This is a genomic window from Streptomyces sp. NPDC058751, assembly GCF_042746485.1.
In the GTDB taxonomy this organism is placed as follows: Bacteria; Actinomycetota; Actinomycetes; order Streptomycetales; family Streptomycetaceae; genus Streptomyces.
Genome location: NZ_JBHYPZ010000007.1, coordinates 195,264 through 213,973, shown reverse-complemented (window position 1 = coordinate 213,973; position 18,710 = coordinate 195,264). Strand labels below are relative to the sequence as shown.

Annotated in this window: 14 protein-coding genes; 7 read left to right on the top strand and 7 right to left on the bottom strand. The window is 73.5% G+C overall.

The genetic code is table 11. From position 1 onward, the window contains the following. The first annotated feature begins 214 nt into the window (after positions 1–214). The 3 genes from ACFW6B_RS09815 to ACFW6B_RS09805 all read left to right on the top strand — a co-directional run bounded on the left by ACFW6B_RS09815 (position 215) and on the right by ACFW6B_RS09805 (position 5,492). The gene (locus tag ACFW6B_RS09815) at positions 215–1,660 is read left to right on the top strand and encodes an FGGY family carbohydrate kinase (protein ID WP_386593885.1); all 1,446 of its coding nucleotides are present in this window, start codon (positions 215–217) and stop codon (positions 1,658–1,660) included. A 170-nt stretch (positions 1,661–1,830) separates the two neighbouring features. Continuing rightward, entirely contained in the window at positions 1,831–3,564 is a 1,734-nt protein-coding gene (locus tag ACFW6B_RS09810; RefSeq protein ID WP_386593883.1) for an ABC transporter ATP-binding protein, read from the top strand. Next, complete coding sequence (locus tag ACFW6B_RS09805; RefSeq protein WP_386593882.1) at positions 3,564–5,492, top strand: ABC transporter ATP-binding protein; 1,929 nt, start codon at positions 3,564–3,566, stop codon at positions 5,490–5,492. The genes ACFW6B_RS09810 and ACFW6B_RS09805 overlap by 1 nt, the downstream gene beginning before the upstream one ends. A 144-nt stretch (positions 5,493–5,636) precedes the next feature. Here the strand turns inward: ACFW6B_RS09805 and ACFW6B_RS09800 are convergent, their stop codons facing one another. The 5 genes from ACFW6B_RS09800 to ACFW6B_RS09780 form a co-directional block, all read right to left on the bottom strand. After that, entirely contained in the window at positions 5,637–6,974 is a 1,338-nt protein-coding gene (locus ACFW6B_RS09800; RefSeq protein WP_386593880.1) for an RNA polymerase sigma factor, read from the bottom strand. 209 nt (positions 6,975–7,183) lie between these two features. Beyond that, positions 7,184–9,091 carry a DNA primase gene (gene dnaG, locus ACFW6B_RS09795; RefSeq protein WP_386593879.1) on the bottom strand — a complete coding sequence of 636 codons (1,908 nt, stop codon included), beginning with the start codon at positions 9,089–9,091 and terminating at the stop codon, positions 7,184–7,186. Between the two features lie 168 nt (positions 9,092–9,259). Then, complete coding sequence (locus ACFW6B_RS09790) at positions 9,260–10,525, bottom strand: NAD(P)/FAD-dependent oxidoreductase (protein WP_386593877.1); 1,266 nt, start codon at positions 10,523–10,525, stop codon at positions 9,260–9,262. Positions 10,526–10,618: 93 nt separating this feature from the next. Next, complete coding sequence (locus tag ACFW6B_RS09785; RefSeq protein ID WP_386593874.1) at positions 10,619–12,055, bottom strand: deoxyguanosinetriphosphate triphosphohydrolase; 1,437 nt, start codon at positions 12,053–12,055, stop codon at positions 10,619–10,621. Between the two features lie 85 nt (positions 12,056–12,140). After that, complete coding sequence (locus tag ACFW6B_RS09780; RefSeq protein ID WP_386593872.1) at positions 12,141–13,043, bottom strand: sirohydrochlorin chelatase; 903 nt, start codon at positions 13,041–13,043, stop codon at positions 12,141–12,143. Between the two features lie 209 nt (positions 13,044–13,252). Between ACFW6B_RS09780 and ACFW6B_RS09775 the strand changes: the two genes are divergently transcribed. From ACFW6B_RS09775 to ACFW6B_RS09765, 3 genes are all read left to right on the top strand, one after another. Next, positions 13,253–14,005 (top strand): vancomycin high temperature exclusion protein, encoded by a 753-nt coding sequence (locus ACFW6B_RS09775; protein WP_386593870.1) that lies wholly within the window; start codon positions 13,253–13,255, stop codon positions 14,003–14,005. Positions 14,006–14,139: 134 nt separating this feature from the next. After that, positions 14,140–16,311 carry a molybdopterin oxidoreductase family protein gene (locus ACFW6B_RS09770; RefSeq protein WP_386593868.1) on the top strand — a complete coding sequence of 724 codons (2,172 nt, stop codon included), beginning with the start codon at positions 14,140–14,142 and terminating at the stop codon, positions 16,309–16,311. 143 nt (positions 16,312–16,454) lie between these two features. Beyond that, positions 16,455–16,646 (top strand): twin-arginine translocation signal domain-containing protein, encoded by a 192-nt coding sequence (locus tag ACFW6B_RS09765; RefSeq protein ID WP_386593866.1) that lies wholly within the window; start codon positions 16,455–16,457, stop codon positions 16,644–16,646. On the opposite strand, the gene ACFW6B_RS09760 is transcribed toward ACFW6B_RS09765, so the two are convergent. Then, positions 16,631–17,089: a gamma-glutamylcyclotransferase family protein gene (locus ACFW6B_RS09760; RefSeq protein ID WP_386593864.1), complete on the bottom strand. Its 459-nt coding sequence runs from the start codon at positions 17,087–17,089 to the stop codon at positions 16,631–16,633. The two genes, ACFW6B_RS09765 and ACFW6B_RS09760, sit on opposite strands and share 16 nt — an antisense overlap. After that, the gene (cutA, locus tag ACFW6B_RS09755; RefSeq protein ID WP_386593863.1) at positions 17,086–17,412 is read right to left on the bottom strand and encodes a divalent-cation tolerance protein CutA; all 327 of its coding nucleotides are present in this window, start codon (positions 17,410–17,412) and stop codon (positions 17,086–17,088) included. Before cutA ends, ACFW6B_RS09760 begins: the two co-directional genes overlap by 4 nt. Before the next feature lie 735 nt (positions 17,413–18,147). On the opposite strand from cutA, the gene ACFW6B_RS09750 reads away from it, so the two are divergent. Further along, on the top strand, positions 18,148–18,660 hold the full coding sequence (locus tag ACFW6B_RS09750) for a hypothetical protein (RefSeq protein WP_386593862.1): 513 nt from the start codon (positions 18,148–18,150) through the stop codon (positions 18,658–18,660). Positions 18,661–18,710: the final 50 nt, after the last annotated feature.

Here is an 18,710-nt window from a genome sequence, read left to right as displayed (position 1 = left end):
TGGGTCGTGTACTTTTTTTTAAACCACACTGTTACCCCCGGGGGCCGTCCGGGCACCGGGGGGGGGGGGGGCCCGGGCCCCCGCCCCCCCCCGGCCCGTTCCCCCGTACGGCGGAGCCCTGCTCACCGGCCCCGCGCCGCGCCCCTGCCGCACGGCGGAACCCCGTGTACCGGCCCGGCGTCACCGGCTCGCGCCGTACGGCAGAATTTCCGCCATGGGGATAGTCGCCGGGCTGGACAGTGCGCCCGATTTCACTCGCATCGTCGTCTGCGACACGGACACGGGTGCCGTGCTGAGGCAGGGATACGCGCCGCATCCGGTCGACGGCGCCGGCCGTTCCCCCGACGTGGACCCGCAGGCCTGGCTGCTGTCCCTGGGCGAGGCCGCCGGCGGCGGACTGCTCGAAGGCGTCCAGGCCATCGGCGTGTCGGCCCAGCAGAACGGGCTCGTCCCGCTGGACCCGCAGGGCGGCACCGTGCGCCCCGCGATGGTCGGCGGCGACAAGCGGGCGCAGGTCGCGGCGGCCGACCTGATCGACGCGCTCGGCGGGCGCGAGGCATGGGCGCAGGCGGTGGGCAGTGTCCCGGGAGCCGCGCAGCCGGTGACCAAGCTGCGCTGGCTGAACAAGACCGAGCCCGACGCCGCGCGGCGCACCAGCATGCTGCTGCAGGCCCACGACTGGCTGGTGTGGCAGCTCCTCGGGCGTCCCGTGCGCAGGACCACGGACCGCGGCGGCGCCTCGGCGACCGGGTACTGGTCGGCGGCGACCGGCGCGTACCGGCAGGACCTCGTCGAGCTGGCGCTCGGACACCAGGCCGGGCTGCCGGACGTGCTCGGCCCCTCCGAGGCCGCGGGGACCACCCCCGAGGGACTGCTGATATCCGCCGGGACCGGCGAGACCATGGCGGCGGCGTTCGGGCTCGGCATCGGGCTCGGCGACGCGGTGGTGTCGCTGGGCGCCTCCGGCTCCGTGATGGCCGTCCACCCCGAGGCGCTGGCGGACTCCACCGGCATGATCACCTCGCTGGCGGACGCGACCGGCATGCACCTGCCGGTCGTCACCACGCTCAACGCCGTACGGGCCCTGCGCGGGACGGCGGAACTGCTCGGCGTGCCCGACCTGGAGGGCCTGTCCGAGCTGGCGATGAAGTCGACGCCCGGCTCGCACGGACTCGTCCTGCTGCCGTACCTGGAGGGCGAGCGCACCCCGAACCTGCCGCACACGGCGGGGACGCTGGCCGGTCTGCGCCGGGAGTCGATGAAGCCCGAGCACCTGGCGCGGGCGGCCTTCGAGGGCATGCTGTGCGGGCTCGCGGACGCGCTGGACGTGCTGCGCGGCCGGGGTGTCGACGTACGCCGGATCTTCCTGCTCGGCCAGGCCGCCGAGCTGCCCGCCGTCCAGGCCGTGGCGCCCGCACTGTTCGGCGCGCAGGTCGTCGTGCCGCAGCCCGCGGACTACGCGGCGCTCGGCGCGGCCCGCCAAGCCGCCTGGGCCCTCGGTGTCGCGCAGGGCACGCTCGACCCGCGGACCCCGCCCCTGTGGCAGGGTCCCGTCGCCCAGGTCCTGGAGCCCGGCGAGGAGCTCGCCGTGGGCCAGGCCGTACGGCAGCAGTACGTCACCGTGCGCGAACAGACGCACCCCGGGGCGTACCGGGCGTAGCGCCCTCACGGACGTACGTCCGAAGACGGAGACGTGGTCCGTTCTTGGACCGCACTTGGGTTATTCGGTTGAGGTAACGCGGGGGGAGTGCCCGACGATAGGGGGTGGTGCGTGCATCATGCACAGCCTGTCGGTCACCCCCGCCGTCCACGATTCCGAGAGACCCCCGCGTGCTCATACGACTCCTGCGGACCCACCTCAGTCCGTACAAGAAACCCATAGCCCTGCTGGTGCTGCTGCAGTTCCTGCAGACCTGCGCCACGCTCTATCTGCCCACCCTCAACGCGCACATCATCGACAACGGTGTCGTGAAGGGTGACACGGGTTACATCCTGACCTTCGGCGCCCTGATGATCGGCATCTCGATGGCCCAGGTCGTCTGCAACATCGGGGCCGTCTACTACGGAGCCCGCACGGCGTCCGCGGTGGGCCGGGACGTCAGGGGCGCCGTCTTCGACCGCGTGCAGTCCTTCTCGGCGCGTGAGATGGGCCACTTCGGAGCGCCGTCGCTGATCACCCGCACCACCAACGACGTCCAGCAGGTGCAGATGCTCGCGCTGATGACGTTCACCCTGCTGGTGTCGGCGCCGATCATGTGTGTGGGCGGCATCGTCCTGGCCCTCGGCCTGGACGTTCCGCTGTCCGCGGTGCTCGTCGCCGTGGTGCCGACGCTCGGCGTCTGCGTGATGCTCATCGTGCGCCGGCTGCGCCCGCTGTTCCGCACCATGCAGGTGCGTCTGGACACCGTGAACCGGGTGCTGCGCGAGCAGATCACCGGCAACCGCGTGATCCGCGCGTTCGTGCGCGACGACTACGAGAAGGACCGCTTCAGGGCCGCCAACACCGACCTCACGGAGACGTCGCTGGCCACCGGCCGGATGCTGGCCCTGATGTTCCCGATCGTCATGACGGTGGTGAACCTGTCGTCCATCGCGGTGGTCTGGTTCGGCGCCCACCGCATCGACAGCGGCGGCATGCAGATCGGCGACCTGACCGCGTTCCTGGCCTATCTGATGCAGATCGTGATGTCGGTCATGATGGCCACCTTCATGTTCATGATGGTGCCGCGCGCGGAGGTCTGCGCCGAGCGCATCCAGGAGGTCCTGGACACCGAGAGCAGCGTGGTCCCGCCCGCCGCGCCGGTCGTGGAGCTGCGCCGGCACGGCCACCTGGAGATCCGTGGGGCCGGGTTCCGCTACCCGGGCGCCGAGGAGCCGGTCCTGAAGGCCGTCGACCTCCTCGCCCGCCCCGGTGAGGTCACCGCGGTCATCGGTTCGACGGGCAGCGGCAAGTCGACGCTGCTCGGCATGATCCCCCGCCTGTTCGACGCCACCGACGGCCAGGTGCTCGTCGACGGCGTGGACGTCGCGACCATCGACCCGAAGCTGCTGGCCAGGACGGTCGGGCTGGTCCCGCAGAAGCCCTACCTGTTCGCGGGTACGGTCGCCACGAACCTGCGGTACGGCAACCCGGAGGCGAGTGACGAGGAGCTGTGGCACGCGCTGGAGGTGGCGCAGGCCAAGGGCTTCGTGGAGCAGCTGGAGAACGGCCTCGACTCGCCGATCGCGCAGGGCGGGACGAACGTGTCCGGCGGCCAGCGCCAGCGCCTGGCGATCGCCCGCACCCTCGTGCAGCGCCCCGAGATCTACCTGTTCGACGACTCCTTCTCGGCCCTGGACTACGCGACCGACGCGGCGCTGCGCGCGGCGCTCACCGAGGAGACCGCGGAGGCGACCGTGGTGATCGTCGCCCAGCGGGTGTCGACCATCCGGGAGGCCGACCGGATCGTGGTCCTCGACGAGGGCCGGGTCGTCGGCACCGGACGGCACCACGAACTGATGGCGGACAACGAGACCTACCGGGAGATCGTGCTCTCCCAGCTGACGGAAGCGGAGGCCGCCTGATGGCCGGGCCCATGGGACGCATGATGGCCGGGGGCGGCCCCGACCAGCGCTCGATGGATTTCAAGGGGTCGAGCCGCCGGCTCCTCGCCCAGTTCAAGCCCGAGCGCGCCACGCTGTACGTGATGCTGGTCGCCGTCGTGCTGAGCGTGGGGCTCTCGGTGGTCGGTCCGAAGATCCTCGGCAGGGCCACCGACCTGGTCTTCGCGGGGATCGTCGGGCGGCAGATGCCGGACGGGGCCACCAAGGAGCAGGCCCTCGACTCGCTGCGCGCGAGCGGCAAGGGCGGCGTCGCCGACATGCTCTCGGGCACGGACTTCACCCCCGGTCAGGGCATCGACTTCGACGCCGTCGGGCAGGTCCTGCTGTTCGCGCTCGGTACGTTCCTGCTGGCCGGCCTGCTGATGGCGGTGGCGACGCGGCTCGTGAACCGGGCCGTCAACAACACCGTCTACCGCATGCGCGAGGACCTGCAGGCGAAGCTGTCGCGACTGCCGCTGTCGTACTTCGACAAGCGCCAGCGCGGTGAGGTGCTCAGCCGCGCGACGAACGACATGGACAACATCCAGCAGACCCTCCAGCAGTCGATGGGCCAGCTCGTCAACTCGCTGCTGACCATCGTGGGCGTGCTCGCGATGATGTTCTGGGTGTCGCCGCTGCTCGCGCTCGTCGCGCTGGTCACGGTGCCGCTGTCGTTCGTCGTGGCCACCCGGGTCGGCAAGCGCTCGCAGCCGCACTTCGTGCAGCAGTGGCGCACCACCGGCAAGCTCAACGCCCACATCGAGGAGATGTACACCGGCCACACCCTGGTGAAGGTGTTCGGGCGGGCGGACGAGTCGGCGGCGCAGTTCGCCGAGCAGAACGAGAAGCTGTACGAGGCCGGTTTCCGGGCGCAGTTCAACAGCGGCGTCATGCAGCCGCTGATGATGTTCGTGTCGAACCTGAACTACGTGCTGGTCGCGGTGGTCGGCGGTCTGCGGGTCGCCTCGGGCTCGCTGTCGATCGGTGACGTACAGGCCTTCATCCAGTACTCCCGCCAGTTCTCGATGCCGCTGACGCAGGTCGCCTCGATGGCGAACCTGGTGCAGTCGGGCGTCGCGTCGGCGGAGCGGGTCTTCGAGGTCCTGGACGCGGACGAGCAGGAGGCGGACCCGGCGGTGTCGGCCCGTCCCGAGGAGCTGCGCGGACGGGTCGCGCTGGAGAACGTCTCCTTCCGGTACGACCCGGAGAAGCCGCTCATCGAGGACCTCTCGCTGAAGGTGGAGCCGGGTCACACGGTGGCCATCGTCGGCCCGACCGGCGCCGGCAAGACGACCCTGGTGAACCTGCTCATGCGGTTCTACGACGTCACGGGCGGCCGGATCACCCTCGACGGGGTGGACGTGAAGTCCATGTCCCGTGACGAGCTGAGGTCGGGGATCGGCATGGTGCTCCAGGACACCTGGCTGTTCGGGGGCACGATCGCCGACAACATCGCGTACGGGGCCTCGCGGGAGGTCACGCGGGGGGACATCGAGGAGGCGGCGCGCGCGGCGCACGCCGACCGGTTCATCCGCACCCTGCCCGACGGCTACGACACGGTGATCGACGACGACGGGACGGGGGTCAGCGCGGGCGAGAAGCAGCTCATCACCATCGCGCGGGCGTTCCTGTCGGACCCGGTCATCCTGGTGCTCGACGAGGCGACCAGCTCCGTGGACACCCGTACCGAGGTGCTGATCCAGAAGGCGATGGCGAAGCTGGCGCACGGGCGGACGTCGTTCGTGATCGCCCACCGTCTGTCGACCATCCGGGACGCGGACACCATCCTCGTGATGGAGGACGGGTCCATCGTGGAACAGGGCGCCCACGCGGACCTGCTGGAGTCCGGCGGCGCCTACGCCCGCCTCTACCGGGCCCAGTTCGCCCAGGCGGTCGCCGAGGTCGACTGAGCCGCCCTCCCCGGCCCCCGCTGAGATCGCCCGAGGATTCAGCCCCTCCGGCGTTCGAGGAGCGGGGGTCCGGGGGCGGCGCCCCCGGGTACGGGAAGGGAAGGGGCGGAGGGGGCGAACAAAGGCCGTCGCCCACAGCGGACCTCAGTCGAGGTAACCCCGCAGCTGGTCGGCGAAGGCATGGTCCCGCAGCTTGTTGAGGGTCTTCGACTCGATCTGCCGGATGCGCTCCCGCGTGACCCCGAAGATCCGCCCGATCTCCTCCAGCGTCCGCGGACGCCCGTCCGCGAGCCCGTACCGCAGCTGGACGACCTTCCGCTCCCGCTCCCCGAGCGTGGACAGCACGGCCTCCAGATGCTGCCGGAGCAGCAGGAACGCGGCGGACTCCACCGGAGAGGTCGCGTCACCGTCCTCGATGAGGTCACCGAGGGCCACGTCGTCCTCCTCGCCCACGGGAGCGTGCAGCGACACCGGCTCCTGCGCCAGCCGCAGGACCTCGCTCACCCGCTCACCGGGCAGGTCGAGCTGCGCCGCGACCTCATCGGGCGTGGGCTCGTAGCCGCGCTCCTGGAGCATCCGCCGCTGGACGCGGACCACCCGGTTGATCAGCTCGACCACGTGCACGGGGACGCGGATGGTGCGCGCCTGGTCGGCGAGCGCCCGCGACATGGCCTGCCGGATCCACCAGGTGGCGTACGTGGAGAACTTGTAGCCGCGGGCGTAGTCGAACTTCTCGACGGCCCTGATCAGCCCGAGGTTGCCCTCCTGGACCAGGTCGAGCATGGTCAGGCCGCGGCCCACGTACCGCTTGGCCACGGAGACGACGAGCCGCAGGTTCGCCTCGATGAGCCGGCGCTTGGCCATCCGGCCCATGACGACGATCCTGTCCAGGTCCATGGCGAGCTGGCTGTCCAGGTCGGGGGTGAGCCGGAGCTTCTCCTCGGCGAACAGCCCGGCCTCGACACGGCGGGCGAGTTCGACCTCCTCGGCCGCCGTGAGCAGCGGGATCCGCCCGATCTCCCGCAGGTACTGGCGGAACAGGTCGGACGAGGGGCCGCCGGTGTCGGCGGCGCGGCTCCGGGCCGGCGGCGCGGGCTCGGGAGCCTCGGTCTCCACCTCGGCCTCCACCTCGGCCTCCGCCCCGGAAGCCTCTTCGACGGCTTCGGGAGGGCTCTTCGGCCCGCCCTCGGGGTGGTGCGCGGCGCGCCGCTGCGTGGGGACCGCCCCGACGACGCCGGGATCCGCGTCCGTGTCGGTGGTGTCGTCGGTCTGGCCGAGGGTCTGGGTCTGCACGGGGGCGACCTCCAGGGATGTCGCTGCTGAGGCGTGCGGCAGCGGTACGTCGGGGATGGGGTCGACGGTCTCGCCGCTGTCCATCCCGCAGTCGTTTGGCGGAACCGCGGGGATGGGGAACCCGTCGCGTGCGGGTCGGCCGCGCTCCGAGGACTCAGGTACCGGAACCCAGTGTGGAGTACGACACATCGCCGCCACGAGGGGCGTGCGGTGACTTTTTGCGTCCGGTCCGTGACCGCCCGGTTACCGCTTCGGACGAGTGCGCAGCTCAGCCGGGACGAAACCTCCGAAGGCGGATACCGGATTGGCATGTGCCGGGCCGCTTCGCCCGTCCGTCCCGCCCCGGCGGCCCCACGGGGCCACTCCCGGAACGTCCCCGAAGGGCCCGTCTCCGGTCCTCAGAGGGCTTCGGCGCCCCGCTCGCGCAGCGCCTGGCCGTACTGCTGGAGCACCCACAGCTCGTTCTGGACGGCGGCCAGCTGGGCCGGGTCGCCGCCCGTGCTGAGGCGGGACAGGGAGCCCTGGACCTCCCGGATGCGGCGGTCGACGGCGCGGCGGCGGACCATGACGAGCTGGTCGCCCGCGTAGGTCTCGTCGACGGTCTTGCGCATGATGGCCTCGACGGCCAGCTCGGTGACCATCGCGCGCACCGCGTCGTCCGGGGCCGCGTCGCGGACCCGGATCAGGTACTCCTGGGGATCCTGGACGCCGTACTCGGCGCCGCCCGCGTCCATGACGGCCTGGCGCACGGCGGCGTACGGCGGTGCGGTGAACTCGTCCATGCCGTAGGCGTCGAACGCCGGGGAGACCAACTCGGGCCGCTGGAGGGCGAGTTTGAGCAGTTCGCGCTCGGTGGCGAAGACGGGGTTGCGCAGGGTGAGGGCCGGGCCCGAGCCGGTGGGCGCCTGGGGGGCGGCCGCGTACGCCTGCTGGGGCCGGCCGGCCGTGGGCGCGGGGCCCGCGCCGCCGCGGTCCCGGGCCCAACGGGCCAGCTGGGCGACCCTCTTGACGACGAACTGGGTGTCGAGGATGCCGAGCATGCCGGCGAGCTGCACGGCGACCTCGTGCTGGGCGCCGCTGTTCTTGATGCGGGCGACGACCGGGGCCGCCTCGTCCAGGGCCGCCGCGCGTCCCGCCGGGGTCTCCAGGTCGTAGCGCAGGACGATCTGGCGCAGCGCGAACTCGAAGAGGGGGGTGCGGGGTTCGACCAGGTCGGCGACGGCCTCGTCGCCCTTGGCCAGGCGCAGCTCGCAGGGGTCCATGCCGTCGGGCGCGATGGCGATGTAGGTCTCGGCGGCGAACTTCTGGTCGTCCTCGAAGGCGCGCAGGGCGGCTTTCTGGCCGGCCGCGTCACCGTCGAAGGTGAAGATCACCCGGGCCGAGCCGTTGTCCATCAGCAGACGGCGGAGGATCTTGATGTGGTCGCCGCCGAACGCCGTGCCGCAGGTCGCGATGGCGGTGGTGATCCCGGCCAGGTGGCAGGCCATGACGTCGGTGTAGCCCTCGACGACGACCGCCCGGCTGGTCTTGGCGATCTCCTTCTTGGCGAGGTCGATGCCGTACAGGACCTGGGACTTCCTGTAGATCGCGGTGTCGGGCGTGTTCAGGTACTTCGGTCCGTTGTCGGACTCGTAGAGCTTGCGGGCGCCGAAGCCGACGACGTCGCCGCCGATGTCGCGGATCGGCCACATGAGGCGGCCGCGGAAGCGGTCGATGGGGCCGCGGCGGCCTTCCTGGGAGAGCCCGGAGAGGACCAGTTCCTTGTCGGTGAAGCCCTTGCCGCGCAGATGGCGGGTGAGGTGGTCCCAGCCCTGGGGGCTGTAGCCGACCCCGAAGTGGGCGGCGGCGGCCTGGTCGAAGCCGCGCTCGGCGAGGAACGCGCGGCCCGTGTCGGCCTCGGGACTGGTGTCGAGCTGCTCGGTGTAGAACCGGGCGGCCGCCTTGTGCGCCTCGACCAGCCGGATGCGTTCGCCGCGCTGGTGGGCGGGGTTGTACCCGCCCTCCTCGTAGCGCAGGGTGATGCCGGCCTGGGCGGCGAGGCGCTCGACCGACTCGGAGAAGGTGAGGTGGTCGACCTTCATCACGAACGTGATGGTGTCGCCGCCCTCCTGGCAGCCGAAGCAGTGGAAGAGGCCCTTGCTGGGGCTGACCTGGAACGACGGTGACTTCTCGTCGTGGAAGGGGCACAGGCCCTTGAGGTTGCCGCCGCCCGCGTTGCGCAGCTGGAGGTACTCGGACACCACGGCGTCGATCGGGACCGCGTCCCGAACCGCCTTCACGTCCTCGTCATTGATCCTGCCTGCCACGAGGTGATTCTAAAGGGCCGCGCCGACACTCCCGGGGCGGGAGGACGCCCCCGTGCCGGGGTCCGGGGCGAACCCCCGGGAATCCCCGGCACGGCGGACGGCGCGGGTGCCGGCCGGCGCCGCCGTCGTGGAAGCCGCCGGGCGGCGGCGCCGGACCGTCAGGGGCCGTCACGGGGCCAGGCTCTCCAGCGGGACGTGCGGGTCGGCGAGCGCTTCGGTGTCCACCCGGGCCCGGGAGCGGATGATCCGCTGGATCGGGTCCGTGACGTCCCACACGTTCACGTTCATCCCGGCGAGCAGCCTGCCGTCCTTCACCCAGAAGGCGATGAACTCGCGCTTGCCCGCGTCGCCGCGGATCACCACCTCGTCGTACGTGCCCGGGGGCGCCCAGCCCGAGTACTCCAGGCCCAGGTCGTACTGGTCGGAGAAGAAGTAGGGCACCCGGTCGTACGCCGCTCCGCGGCCCAGCATCGAGCGGGCGGCGGCCGGTCCGCCGTTGAGGGCGTTGGCCCAGTGCTCGACGCGCAGCCGGGTGTCGAAGAGGCCGTGGGGGAAGGAGGCGACGTCGCCGGCGGCGTACACGTCGGGGTCGGAGGTGCGCAGCTGCTCGTCGACCTCGATGCCGCCGCCGTGCGCGCGGTCGGCGATCGTGAGGCCGGCGGCCTCGGCGAGACCGGTGCGCGGGGCGGCGCCGATGGCCGCGAGGACGTCGTGGGCGGGGTGCTCCTCGCCGTCGTCGGTGCGGGCGGCCAGCACCATGCCGTCCTGGCCGACGATCTCGGTGAGCTGAGCGCCGAAGTGGAAGCGCACCCCGTGCTCGCGGTGCAGTTCGGCGAAGAGCTCGCCCAGCTCGGGGCCGAGCACGTTGTGCAGCGGGGTCGGCGCGGGTTCGACGACGGTGACCTCCGCGCCGTACTGGCGGGCCGCGGCGGCGACCTCCAGGCCGATCCAGCCGGCTCCGGCGATGACGAGGTGGCCGTTGTCCCGGCCCAGCGCGGAGAGGACGCCCTTGAGGCGCTCGGCGTGGGCGAGGCGGCGCAGGTGGTGGACGCCGGCGAGGCCGGTGCCCGGGATGTCGAGGCGGCGCGGCTCGGCGCCGGTCACGATGAGCAGCTTGTCGTAGTGGACGAGGGTGCCGTCGTCACCGAAGCGGACGGACTTGGCCTCGCGGTCGATCGCGACGACGCTCTGGCCGAGGTGCAGTTCGATGTCGTTCTGCGCGTACCACGCGGGTTCGTGCACGAAGACGCTGTCGCGCCCCTCCTTGCCGAGGAGGAAGCCCTTGGACAGCGGCGGGCGTTCGTAGGGGTGGTCGCGCTCGTCGCAGATCAGTATCACGCGGCCGGTGAAGCCCTCCGCTCGGAGCGTCTCGGCCGCCTTGGCGCCTGCCAGGCCTCCTCCGACGATGACGAATGTCTGATCCGCGTCGACCACTTGATGCCTCCTCGTAAGGATGTCGCCATATGCGAGCCTCCCGCACGGAGCGTGATGCGGGAAGGGGTAGTGGCCCGATCAGGCCACGCAGGGTCACACTTGCCCGCCTCCGGGGGAACGCGTGGTGAGCCCGAGGTGCAGGGAACGCGCCGAGGCGTCGGTGAGGGACGCGATCTGGTCGACGATCACGCGTTTGCGGGCACGGTCGTCGGCCGCCTGGTCGAACAGTGCCCGGAACTGCGGATCCAGTACTCCGGGGGCGCGGGCGGTGAGCGCCTCGGCCAGTTCGGCGACGACGATCCGCTGGTCGGCGCGGAGCCGTGCCTGTTCGGCGCGCTGCATCACGTACCGGTCGGCGACCGCCTTGAGGACGGCGCACTCCAGTCTGGCGGCGCGGGGAACGACCAGTTCCGCCACGTACCGGGTGAGGCGTCCGCTGCCGTACCGCGCGCGGGTGGCGCCCTCCGCGGCCAGGCAGAAACGGCCGATGAGCTGGCTGGTGGCGTCCTTCAGACGGGCCTGGGCGACGGCCGACCCGTCGTACCCGTGGGGCCACCACTCCTGGCCGAGGAGCCGGTCGAGGGCCTCGGCCAGCTCGGCCGGATCGGTGTCCTCCGGTACGTACCGGCCGACGGCCACGGCGAAGACCTCCGCGCGTTCCGGCCCGGCGTGCAGGCCGGCGGGGTCGATGTGGCCGGCGTGCAGGCCGTCCTCGATGTCGTGCACCGAGTACGCCACGTCGTCGGCCCAGTCCATCACCTGGGCCTCGAAGCAGGTGCGCGTGCCGGGGGCGCCCTTGCGGATCCAGTCGAACACCGGCCGGTCGTCCTCGTAGACCCCGAATTTCGGCGACTTCGGATCGGCCGGACGGGCGCCTCTCGGCCACGGGTACTTGGTGGCGGCGTCGAGGGCGGCGCGGGTGAGGTTGAGGCCGACGCTGACGAGGTCGCCGCCCGCGGCGGCGGAGGCCGGGGCCACCATGTCGCTGCGCACGAAGCGCTTGGGCTCGATCCGGGTGAGCAGGCGCAACGACTGGGCGTTGCCCTCGAATCCGCCGCAGTCCTCGGCGAACTCGTTGAGCGCCTGTTCGCCGTTGTGCCCGAAGGGCGGGTGGCCCAGGTCGTGCGAGAGGCAGGCCGCCTCGACCAGGTCCGGGTCGCAGCCGAGGGCGGCGCCCAGCTCGCGGCCCACCTGGGCGCACTCCAGGGAGTGGGTCAGCCGGGTCCGCGGACTGGCGTCCCACACCTGGACGGGCGCGCCGCCGGACCCGGCGGCGCCGAGCACCTGGGGAAGCGTTCCGGGCGTGACGACCTGGGTCTTGCCCGCGAGGCGGCGCAGGGCCGCGGAGTGCAGCACGCGGGCGCGGTCGCGCTGGAAGGCGGTGCGGCCGGGCCGTTTGTCGGGCTCGGCGGCCCAGCGCTCGACGGCCGACGGGTCGTAGGCGTCGTGGGCCGTGTGGTTCTCGTGGGCCGTGCGGTTCTCGTGCGTCTGCCGTGCGGTGTCTTCGGTCCTCGGTGCCATGCCTTCCATGCCCCGACAGTAGACGCAGGCGGTGACAATCGGGGCGGGAGCGCCGGTGGCGCGGCGCCGGGGGAGGCGGGAAGGGGCACCGGGTTCAGGCGGGGATCAGCGTGCGCTCCGGGGCGGTCTCGGGGGCCGCGGCGGCCTGGTCGTAGCGGTGCAGGACGAGGCGGGCCATCGCCGGGTGGTCGCCCAGCGGATCGGAACAGATCCAGGGGGCCTCCTCGGCGACCTGCGTGGCGAAGCGGCCGGGGGCGGTGAAGTACGAGGCGACGGCGATCCGGTGGCGGCCCCGGGCGGCCAGCGAGCGCACGGCGGCGGGGACGGTGGGCGCGGCGGCGGAGGCGTACGCCGGGACGACCGGGACGCCGAGGCGTTCGGCGAGCAGCTGGGCGGTGCGGCGGGTGTCGGCGGCGGAGTCCGGGGCGCGGGACCCGGCGGACGCGAGGACGACGGCGCTCGCGCGGCGGGCCGTGTCGCTCATCCGGGTGCGCCATCCGGCCTCGACGAGGCGGGCGTGGAGGGTTTCCACGAGCAGCGCGTGCGGGCCGAGCGGGGCGGCGACGCGGGCGTGCAGGCCGGGGACGGCGGCGGTCTCGGGGATGTCGCGCCGGACGTGGTAGCCGCGGCCGAGCAGCAGCGGGACGAGGACGGCGTCCTGCCGGCCGGCCAGGGAGGCGAGCGTGTCGCCGAGAAGGGGCTCGTTGAGCTCGATGTGGCCGAGGTGCACGGACAGGTGCGGGCGCAGCTCGCGGACGCGTTCGATCAGGGTGCGTACGGTGGCGAGCGCGCGCGGGTCGCGGCTGCCGTGGGCGACCAGGACGAGGGCGGGCGGTGCCGGGCGGCGGGTGCCGTCGGGCGCGACGAGGGCGAGCCGGCTGCCGAGCTGGCCGGCGATCCGGTCCATGAGCTGTGCCGTGCTGCCCAGGTGGCCTTCGAGGTGGGCGCCGCGGGGCGGCGGGGGGAACGCGTCGCGAGCGGGGTTCGGGGCCGTCATGGGTCGATCCTGGCGGCAGGAGGTTGCCGGGCCGTTGCACGGGCATGTCGGACGTTTTCCAGTGGTTCACCGGATGGTGGTGGCCCGGTGTGAGGGCTTGACGCCTGCGGCTCCTCCCCGCCGGACGGCACGGGCGGGGCCGTCCGGGTGAACCGAACGGCCTTGCGACGCGTCTTCGTCCGCGTGACGATCTCCAGGGGGCCCCGACCATGCCGCGCCTGAAGCGACCGGGCCGGCGCGGACCGGGCCCGCTCCGTCCGCCGCGGCTGCTCCGTCCGCCGCGTCCGCTGTTCCGGCTGCCTCGGCTGCCGCGCACGCGCCGGGGGCAGCGGCGGGCCGTGCAGGCGCTGATGCTCCTGTGCGTGCTGGCGCTGTCCCCGATGACCTGGCTGTACGTGTCGACGGGCGACCGGCTGCGGACGACGGCGGACGCCCCGCGCACCGAGGTCGCGATCGTCTTCGGCGCGGGGCTGTGGGACGGCGAGCCGTCCCCGTACCTCGCCCACCGGCTGGACGCGGCCGCGAAGCTGTACCGGGCCGGCCGGATCGAGGTGGTCCTCGTCACCGGCGACAACAGCCGCGAGGACTACGACGAGCCGGACGCGATGCGCTCCTATCTCATCGAGCACGGCGTGCCCGACCGGCGGATCGTCAGCGACTACGCCGGCTTCGACACCTGGGACTCCTGCGTCCGCGCCCGGAAGATCTTCGGCGTCCACGAGGCCGTCCTGATCAGCCAGGGCTTCCACATCCGCCGTGCCGTCGCCCTGTGCCGGGCGGCGGGGGTGGGCTCGTACGGCATCGGCGTGGACGCCAAGCACGACGTCACCTGGTACTACGGCGGCACCCGGGAGGTCTTCGCGGCGGGCAAGGCCGTGCTGGACGCGGTGTTCGAGCCGGACCCGCGTTTCCTGGGCCGCGAGGAGAACGGGGTGACCCGGGCACTGGCGGCGGCCCGCTGACACCGGGGAGCCGGGCCCGGGGCCGGGGAACCGGGAAGACCTCACCGCGTGCCCGGCACCGGCGGGAGGTCTCCGCACCGGCCGTGTAACGCCTGCCGCCCCGGCGCGTAACACGCCCGCCGCAGGCTGGGGCCATGACGGCCTCCGTGACGCCCACCCACTGCCCGTACTGCGCCCTGCAGTGCGGGATGAACCTGACGCCCGCCCCGGGCGGCGGCGTCGAGGTGACCGAGCGCCCGGACTTCCCGGTCAACCGGGGCGCGCTGTGCGGCAAGGGGCGCACGGCGCCCGCGCTGCTGTCGTCCCGGGTACGGCTCACCTCGCCGCTCGTCCGCACCGGGGGCGTCCTGAGGCCCGCCGGCTGGGACGAGGCCCTGTCCCGGATCGCCGAGGGGCTCGCCCGCACGCGCGCGGACCACGGGCCGGACGCCTGCGGGGTGTTCGGCGGCGGCGGGCTGACGAACGAGAAGGCGTACGCCCTCGGGAAGTTCGCCCGTGTCGTCCTTCGCACCTCGCAGATCGACTACAACGGCCGCTTCTGCATGTCGTCCGCGGCGGCGGCCGGTGTCAGGGCGTTCGGTCTCGACCGGGGGCTGCCCTTTCCGCTGGAGGACGTCCCGCGGACCGGCTGTGTGATCCTCGTCGGCTCCAACCTCGCCGAGACGATGCCGCCCGCGCTGCGGTTCGTCACCGAGCTGAAGGAGAACGGCGGCACCCTGGTCGTCATCGACCCGCGCCGCACCCGCACGGCCGAACAGGCCGACCTGCACCTGGCGCCGCGTCCGGGGACGGATCTGGCGCTGGCGCTCGGGATGCTGCACCTGATCGTCGCCGAGGGGCGTACGGACGAGGAGTACATCCGGGACCGTACGAGCGGCTGGGAGGAGGCGCGGGCGGCGGCGATGGCGCACTGGCCGGAGTACGTGGAACGGATCACGGGGGTGTCCGTTCCCGAACTCCGCGCCGCCGTGCGGATGTTCTGCGAGCCGGAGAACGCGATGGTGCTGACCGCGCGCGGACCCGAGCAGCAGTCCAAGGGCACCGACACCGTGGGCGCCTGGATCAACCTGTGCCTGGCCACCGGGCGTCCGGGCCGGCCGCTGTCCGGATACGGCTGCCTGACCGGGCAGGGCAACGGGCAGGGCGGGCGCGAACACGGCCAGAAGGCCGACCAGTTGCCCGGGTACCGCAAGCTCACCGACCCGGCGGCGCGGCGGCACGTGGCCGAGGTGTGGGGCGTCGACCCCGCCTCCCTGCCGGGCCCCGGGCGCAGCGCGTACGAGCTCCTGGACGCGATGGGGACGGACATCCGCTCCCTGCTGCTGATGGGGTCGAACCCGGTGGTGTCCGCACCCCGCGCAGCCCACGTCGAAAAGCGCCTGAGGTCGCTGGACTTCCTCGCGGTCGCCGATGTCGTCCTCTCCGAGACCGCCGCCCTCGCGGACGTCGTCCTGCCGGTCGCCCAGTGGGCGGAGGAGACGGGCACGACGACGAACCTGGAGGGCCGCGTGCTGCTGCGCCGGCGCGCGCTCACCCCTCCCGAGGGGGTGCGCAGCGACCTGGAGGTGCTGCACGGGCTCGCGGCCCTGCTCGGTGTGGAGAAGGGTTTCCCCACCGATCCCGAGGAGGTCTTCGAGGAGTTGCGCCGGGCGAGCGCGGGCGGCCCGGCGGACTACTCGGGGATCACCTACCGCCGGCTGGCGGAGGAGAACGGGGTGTACTGGCCCTGCCCGGCCGAGGAGGGCCCGGGCAGGACCGGGGAGGACCCGGAAACCCCGGACGCTGGTCCGGCGGGCACGGACACCGCGGCGGGCGGCGACGGCTCCGGCGGCGGGCCCCACCCGGGCACGCCCCGCCTCTTCCTCGACCGGTTCGCCACCGAGGACGGCCGGGCGCGGTTCGTACCCGTGTCGCACCGGCCCGTCGCCGAGGAGCCGGACGACGAGTACCCGGTGCTGCTGACCACCGGGCGGGTGGTGGCCCAGTACCAGTCGGGGGCGCAGACCCGCCGCGTCGACGAGCTGAACGCCGCCGCGCCCGGCCCGTTCGTGGAGATGCACCCGCGGCTGGCCGAACGGCTCGGCGCGGCGGACGGGGACGCCGTGGCGGTGGTGTCGCGGCGCGGGAGGGCCGTCGCACCGGCGCGGCTCACGACCGCCATCCGCCCCGACACCGTGTTCATGCCCTTCCACTGGCCCGGGGAGGGACGCACCAACACGCTCACCAACCCGGCCCTGGACCCGGTCTCCCGGATGCCGGAGTTCAAGGCGTGCGCGGTACGGGTGGAGGCGGCGCGCGAGGACTGAGACCGCGCCCGGGGCGGACGCGCCGCCGTTCCCCGGCCGTGCCGGGGTGCGCCCGTGCGGGTGCGTGCCCGGGTGCGCCCGTGCGGGTGGCCGTTCCGTGCGCCCCCGGAACCGCGGCCGTTCCCGCGCCTAGGGTTCCGGCCATGGCCGACCGCGACTTGACCAGACGACGTGTCCTCGCGCTCAGCGGGGCGGCCGCCGGCGCCGCCCTGGGCATCGGGATCAGCTCCTGCTCGGCGCGGGACCCCGAGCCGGACGGGCACCCCGGCCCGGGCTCACCGGAAGCGCCCGGGACGGCCGGGCGGTCCGGTCCCGGGGGTCAGGACGACCGCTGACGGCGCCAGTCGCCGTTCTCGATCGGCTCGCCGGCGCACCGCAGGCGGGCCGCCACCGCGGGCGCGGCCACGTACACCCAGGCCCGTACGACCGTGACGCCGTCCGCGGCCACGGCGTCCCGCGCGACCCGCTCGTACAGGCTGCGCGCGTCGCCCGGCACGTACTCCTCCAACTCGTCCAGTTCCGCGAGGAGTCGCCCGTACGCCTCGGGACGGGCGGTGACGATCTCGCCGTGCACCGAGCCTCCGGGCTCGTCGACTGCGTACGGGTATCCGGGCCCCTCGTACAGCGCGAGGCCGCGCATCCGCCCCGGCTCCTCGGAGCTGGTACGGCCGCGCAGGAACAGGTCGTGGTTGTGCTCGCCGGGCCGCAGGGTGCCGTAGACGAAGAAGGGCAGCTCCGCCCCGCCGGGGGGATCGGCCGGGACCGGGACCGGGCTCAAGGGGCCGTCTCCTCCCCGATCCAGCGCAGGTAGTCCGCGCTCCCCGCCACGACCGGGGTGGCGATGATCTCGGGCGTGTCGTAGTCGTGGGCGTCCAGGAGGTACGCCTCCAGCGCCGGATAGCGCGCCGCGGTCGTCTTCAACTGGATCCGCCACTCGGAGGCCGTCTCCACGGCGCCCTCCCAGCGGTAGACGGAGGTGACCGGCCCCGAGACCTGGGCGCAGGCCGCGACCCGGGCCTCCACCGCTCCCCGGGCCAGCGCTTCGGCTTTGTCCGCCGCGTCCGTCGTGGTCAGGACGGCCAGGCAGGCCGGCAGTTCCATGATCGCCTCCATGCGTGAGGGGTGCGGAGACGATTCTCGCCCCATTCCGCCCGCGCCCCCGCGCCCCCGCGCCCCGGGTTCACGCTCCCCCGCTCCCCCGCTCCCCCGCGTCCCCGAACCCCAGCGCCCCCGGGGACGTCACGCGCCGTTCCGGCCGGGAAGGTCCCCGGCCGCGCGGCTCCCCGGTGCCGGAGGGTTTCCGCTTCCGGGGGGGTTCCGCTTCCGGGGGCCGGCAGGCCGCCGCGGGCAGGCGCCGTCAGGTCCGCCTGCCCGCGGCCTGCCGTGAGCATGTCCGTCTCCGGCGCCTCCTAGTCCTCCCGCGCCGGCCTGTGCGCGTTCACGCCGGAGGACCGGCGGGCCGTCCGGGAGCCGTCGCGCCTTCCTGGTGCCCTGATGTGACGCGCCACCACCCCGGCACGCCTTCCGGCCGGCGGGCCGGGGTCGCCCGCGGGCCGGGACCACCGGCGGGCCGGCCCGGTCACCCGTTCACACCCTCGCCCCGGCCTCCGTCGGATTCCCGTGCGCGGTACACCAGGTCCACACCGGTGACCTGCCGGAATACCGGGGGTCCCGCGCCTTCCGGCGTCCCGCCCGACACCCGTTCACATCATTTCTGACGATTCGTCAGAGAGCGCCCGCGGCCATGTGCCCGTTACCTCGGAAGGGCAGGGGCGCGACCGACGCTGCGGCACTTGGGGGTGCCGCGGGCCGCGCCCCCTCGGAGGAGCTGGCCCGATGCGACGCACCGCCCGACTGCTGACCGGTACCGCGCTCGCCGTCGCCGTCGCGGGGCCGGCCGCCGCGCCCGTGTACGCCGGGGACACCGGGAGTCTGGAGGTGTCCCCCGCCGGTGTCGCCCCCGGCTCCGACGTCACCGTCGGCACGGCCGCGTGCGGCCCGGACGGCACCGCGAGCGGGAACACCGGCGCCGCGGGCGGCGGTTCCTTCACGCTCGCCGCCGGCGCGCACGGGCCGACCGGCCGGTTCCGGGTGCCGCCGAGCGCCCTGCCGGGAACGTACGAGATCGTCGTGACGTGCTCGAACGGCCGTCGCGTCACCGGCGACCTCCTGGTGACCCTCGCCGCCACGCGCGAGCAGGTCCGCCCGCACGGGCACGTGGACACGGGTGTCGGCGGCGCGCTGGGCCCCGACCCCGTACAGACCGCGGCGGGAGTGGCGGCGCTGGCCGTCGCCGCCGCGGGCGGTACCTGGCTCCTGCATCGCCGGGCGAGAGGCGACGGGATCTGACGGACACCCTCCGCTGTCCGTCCGCCGGTACCGCCGTCCCTCCCCCTCCG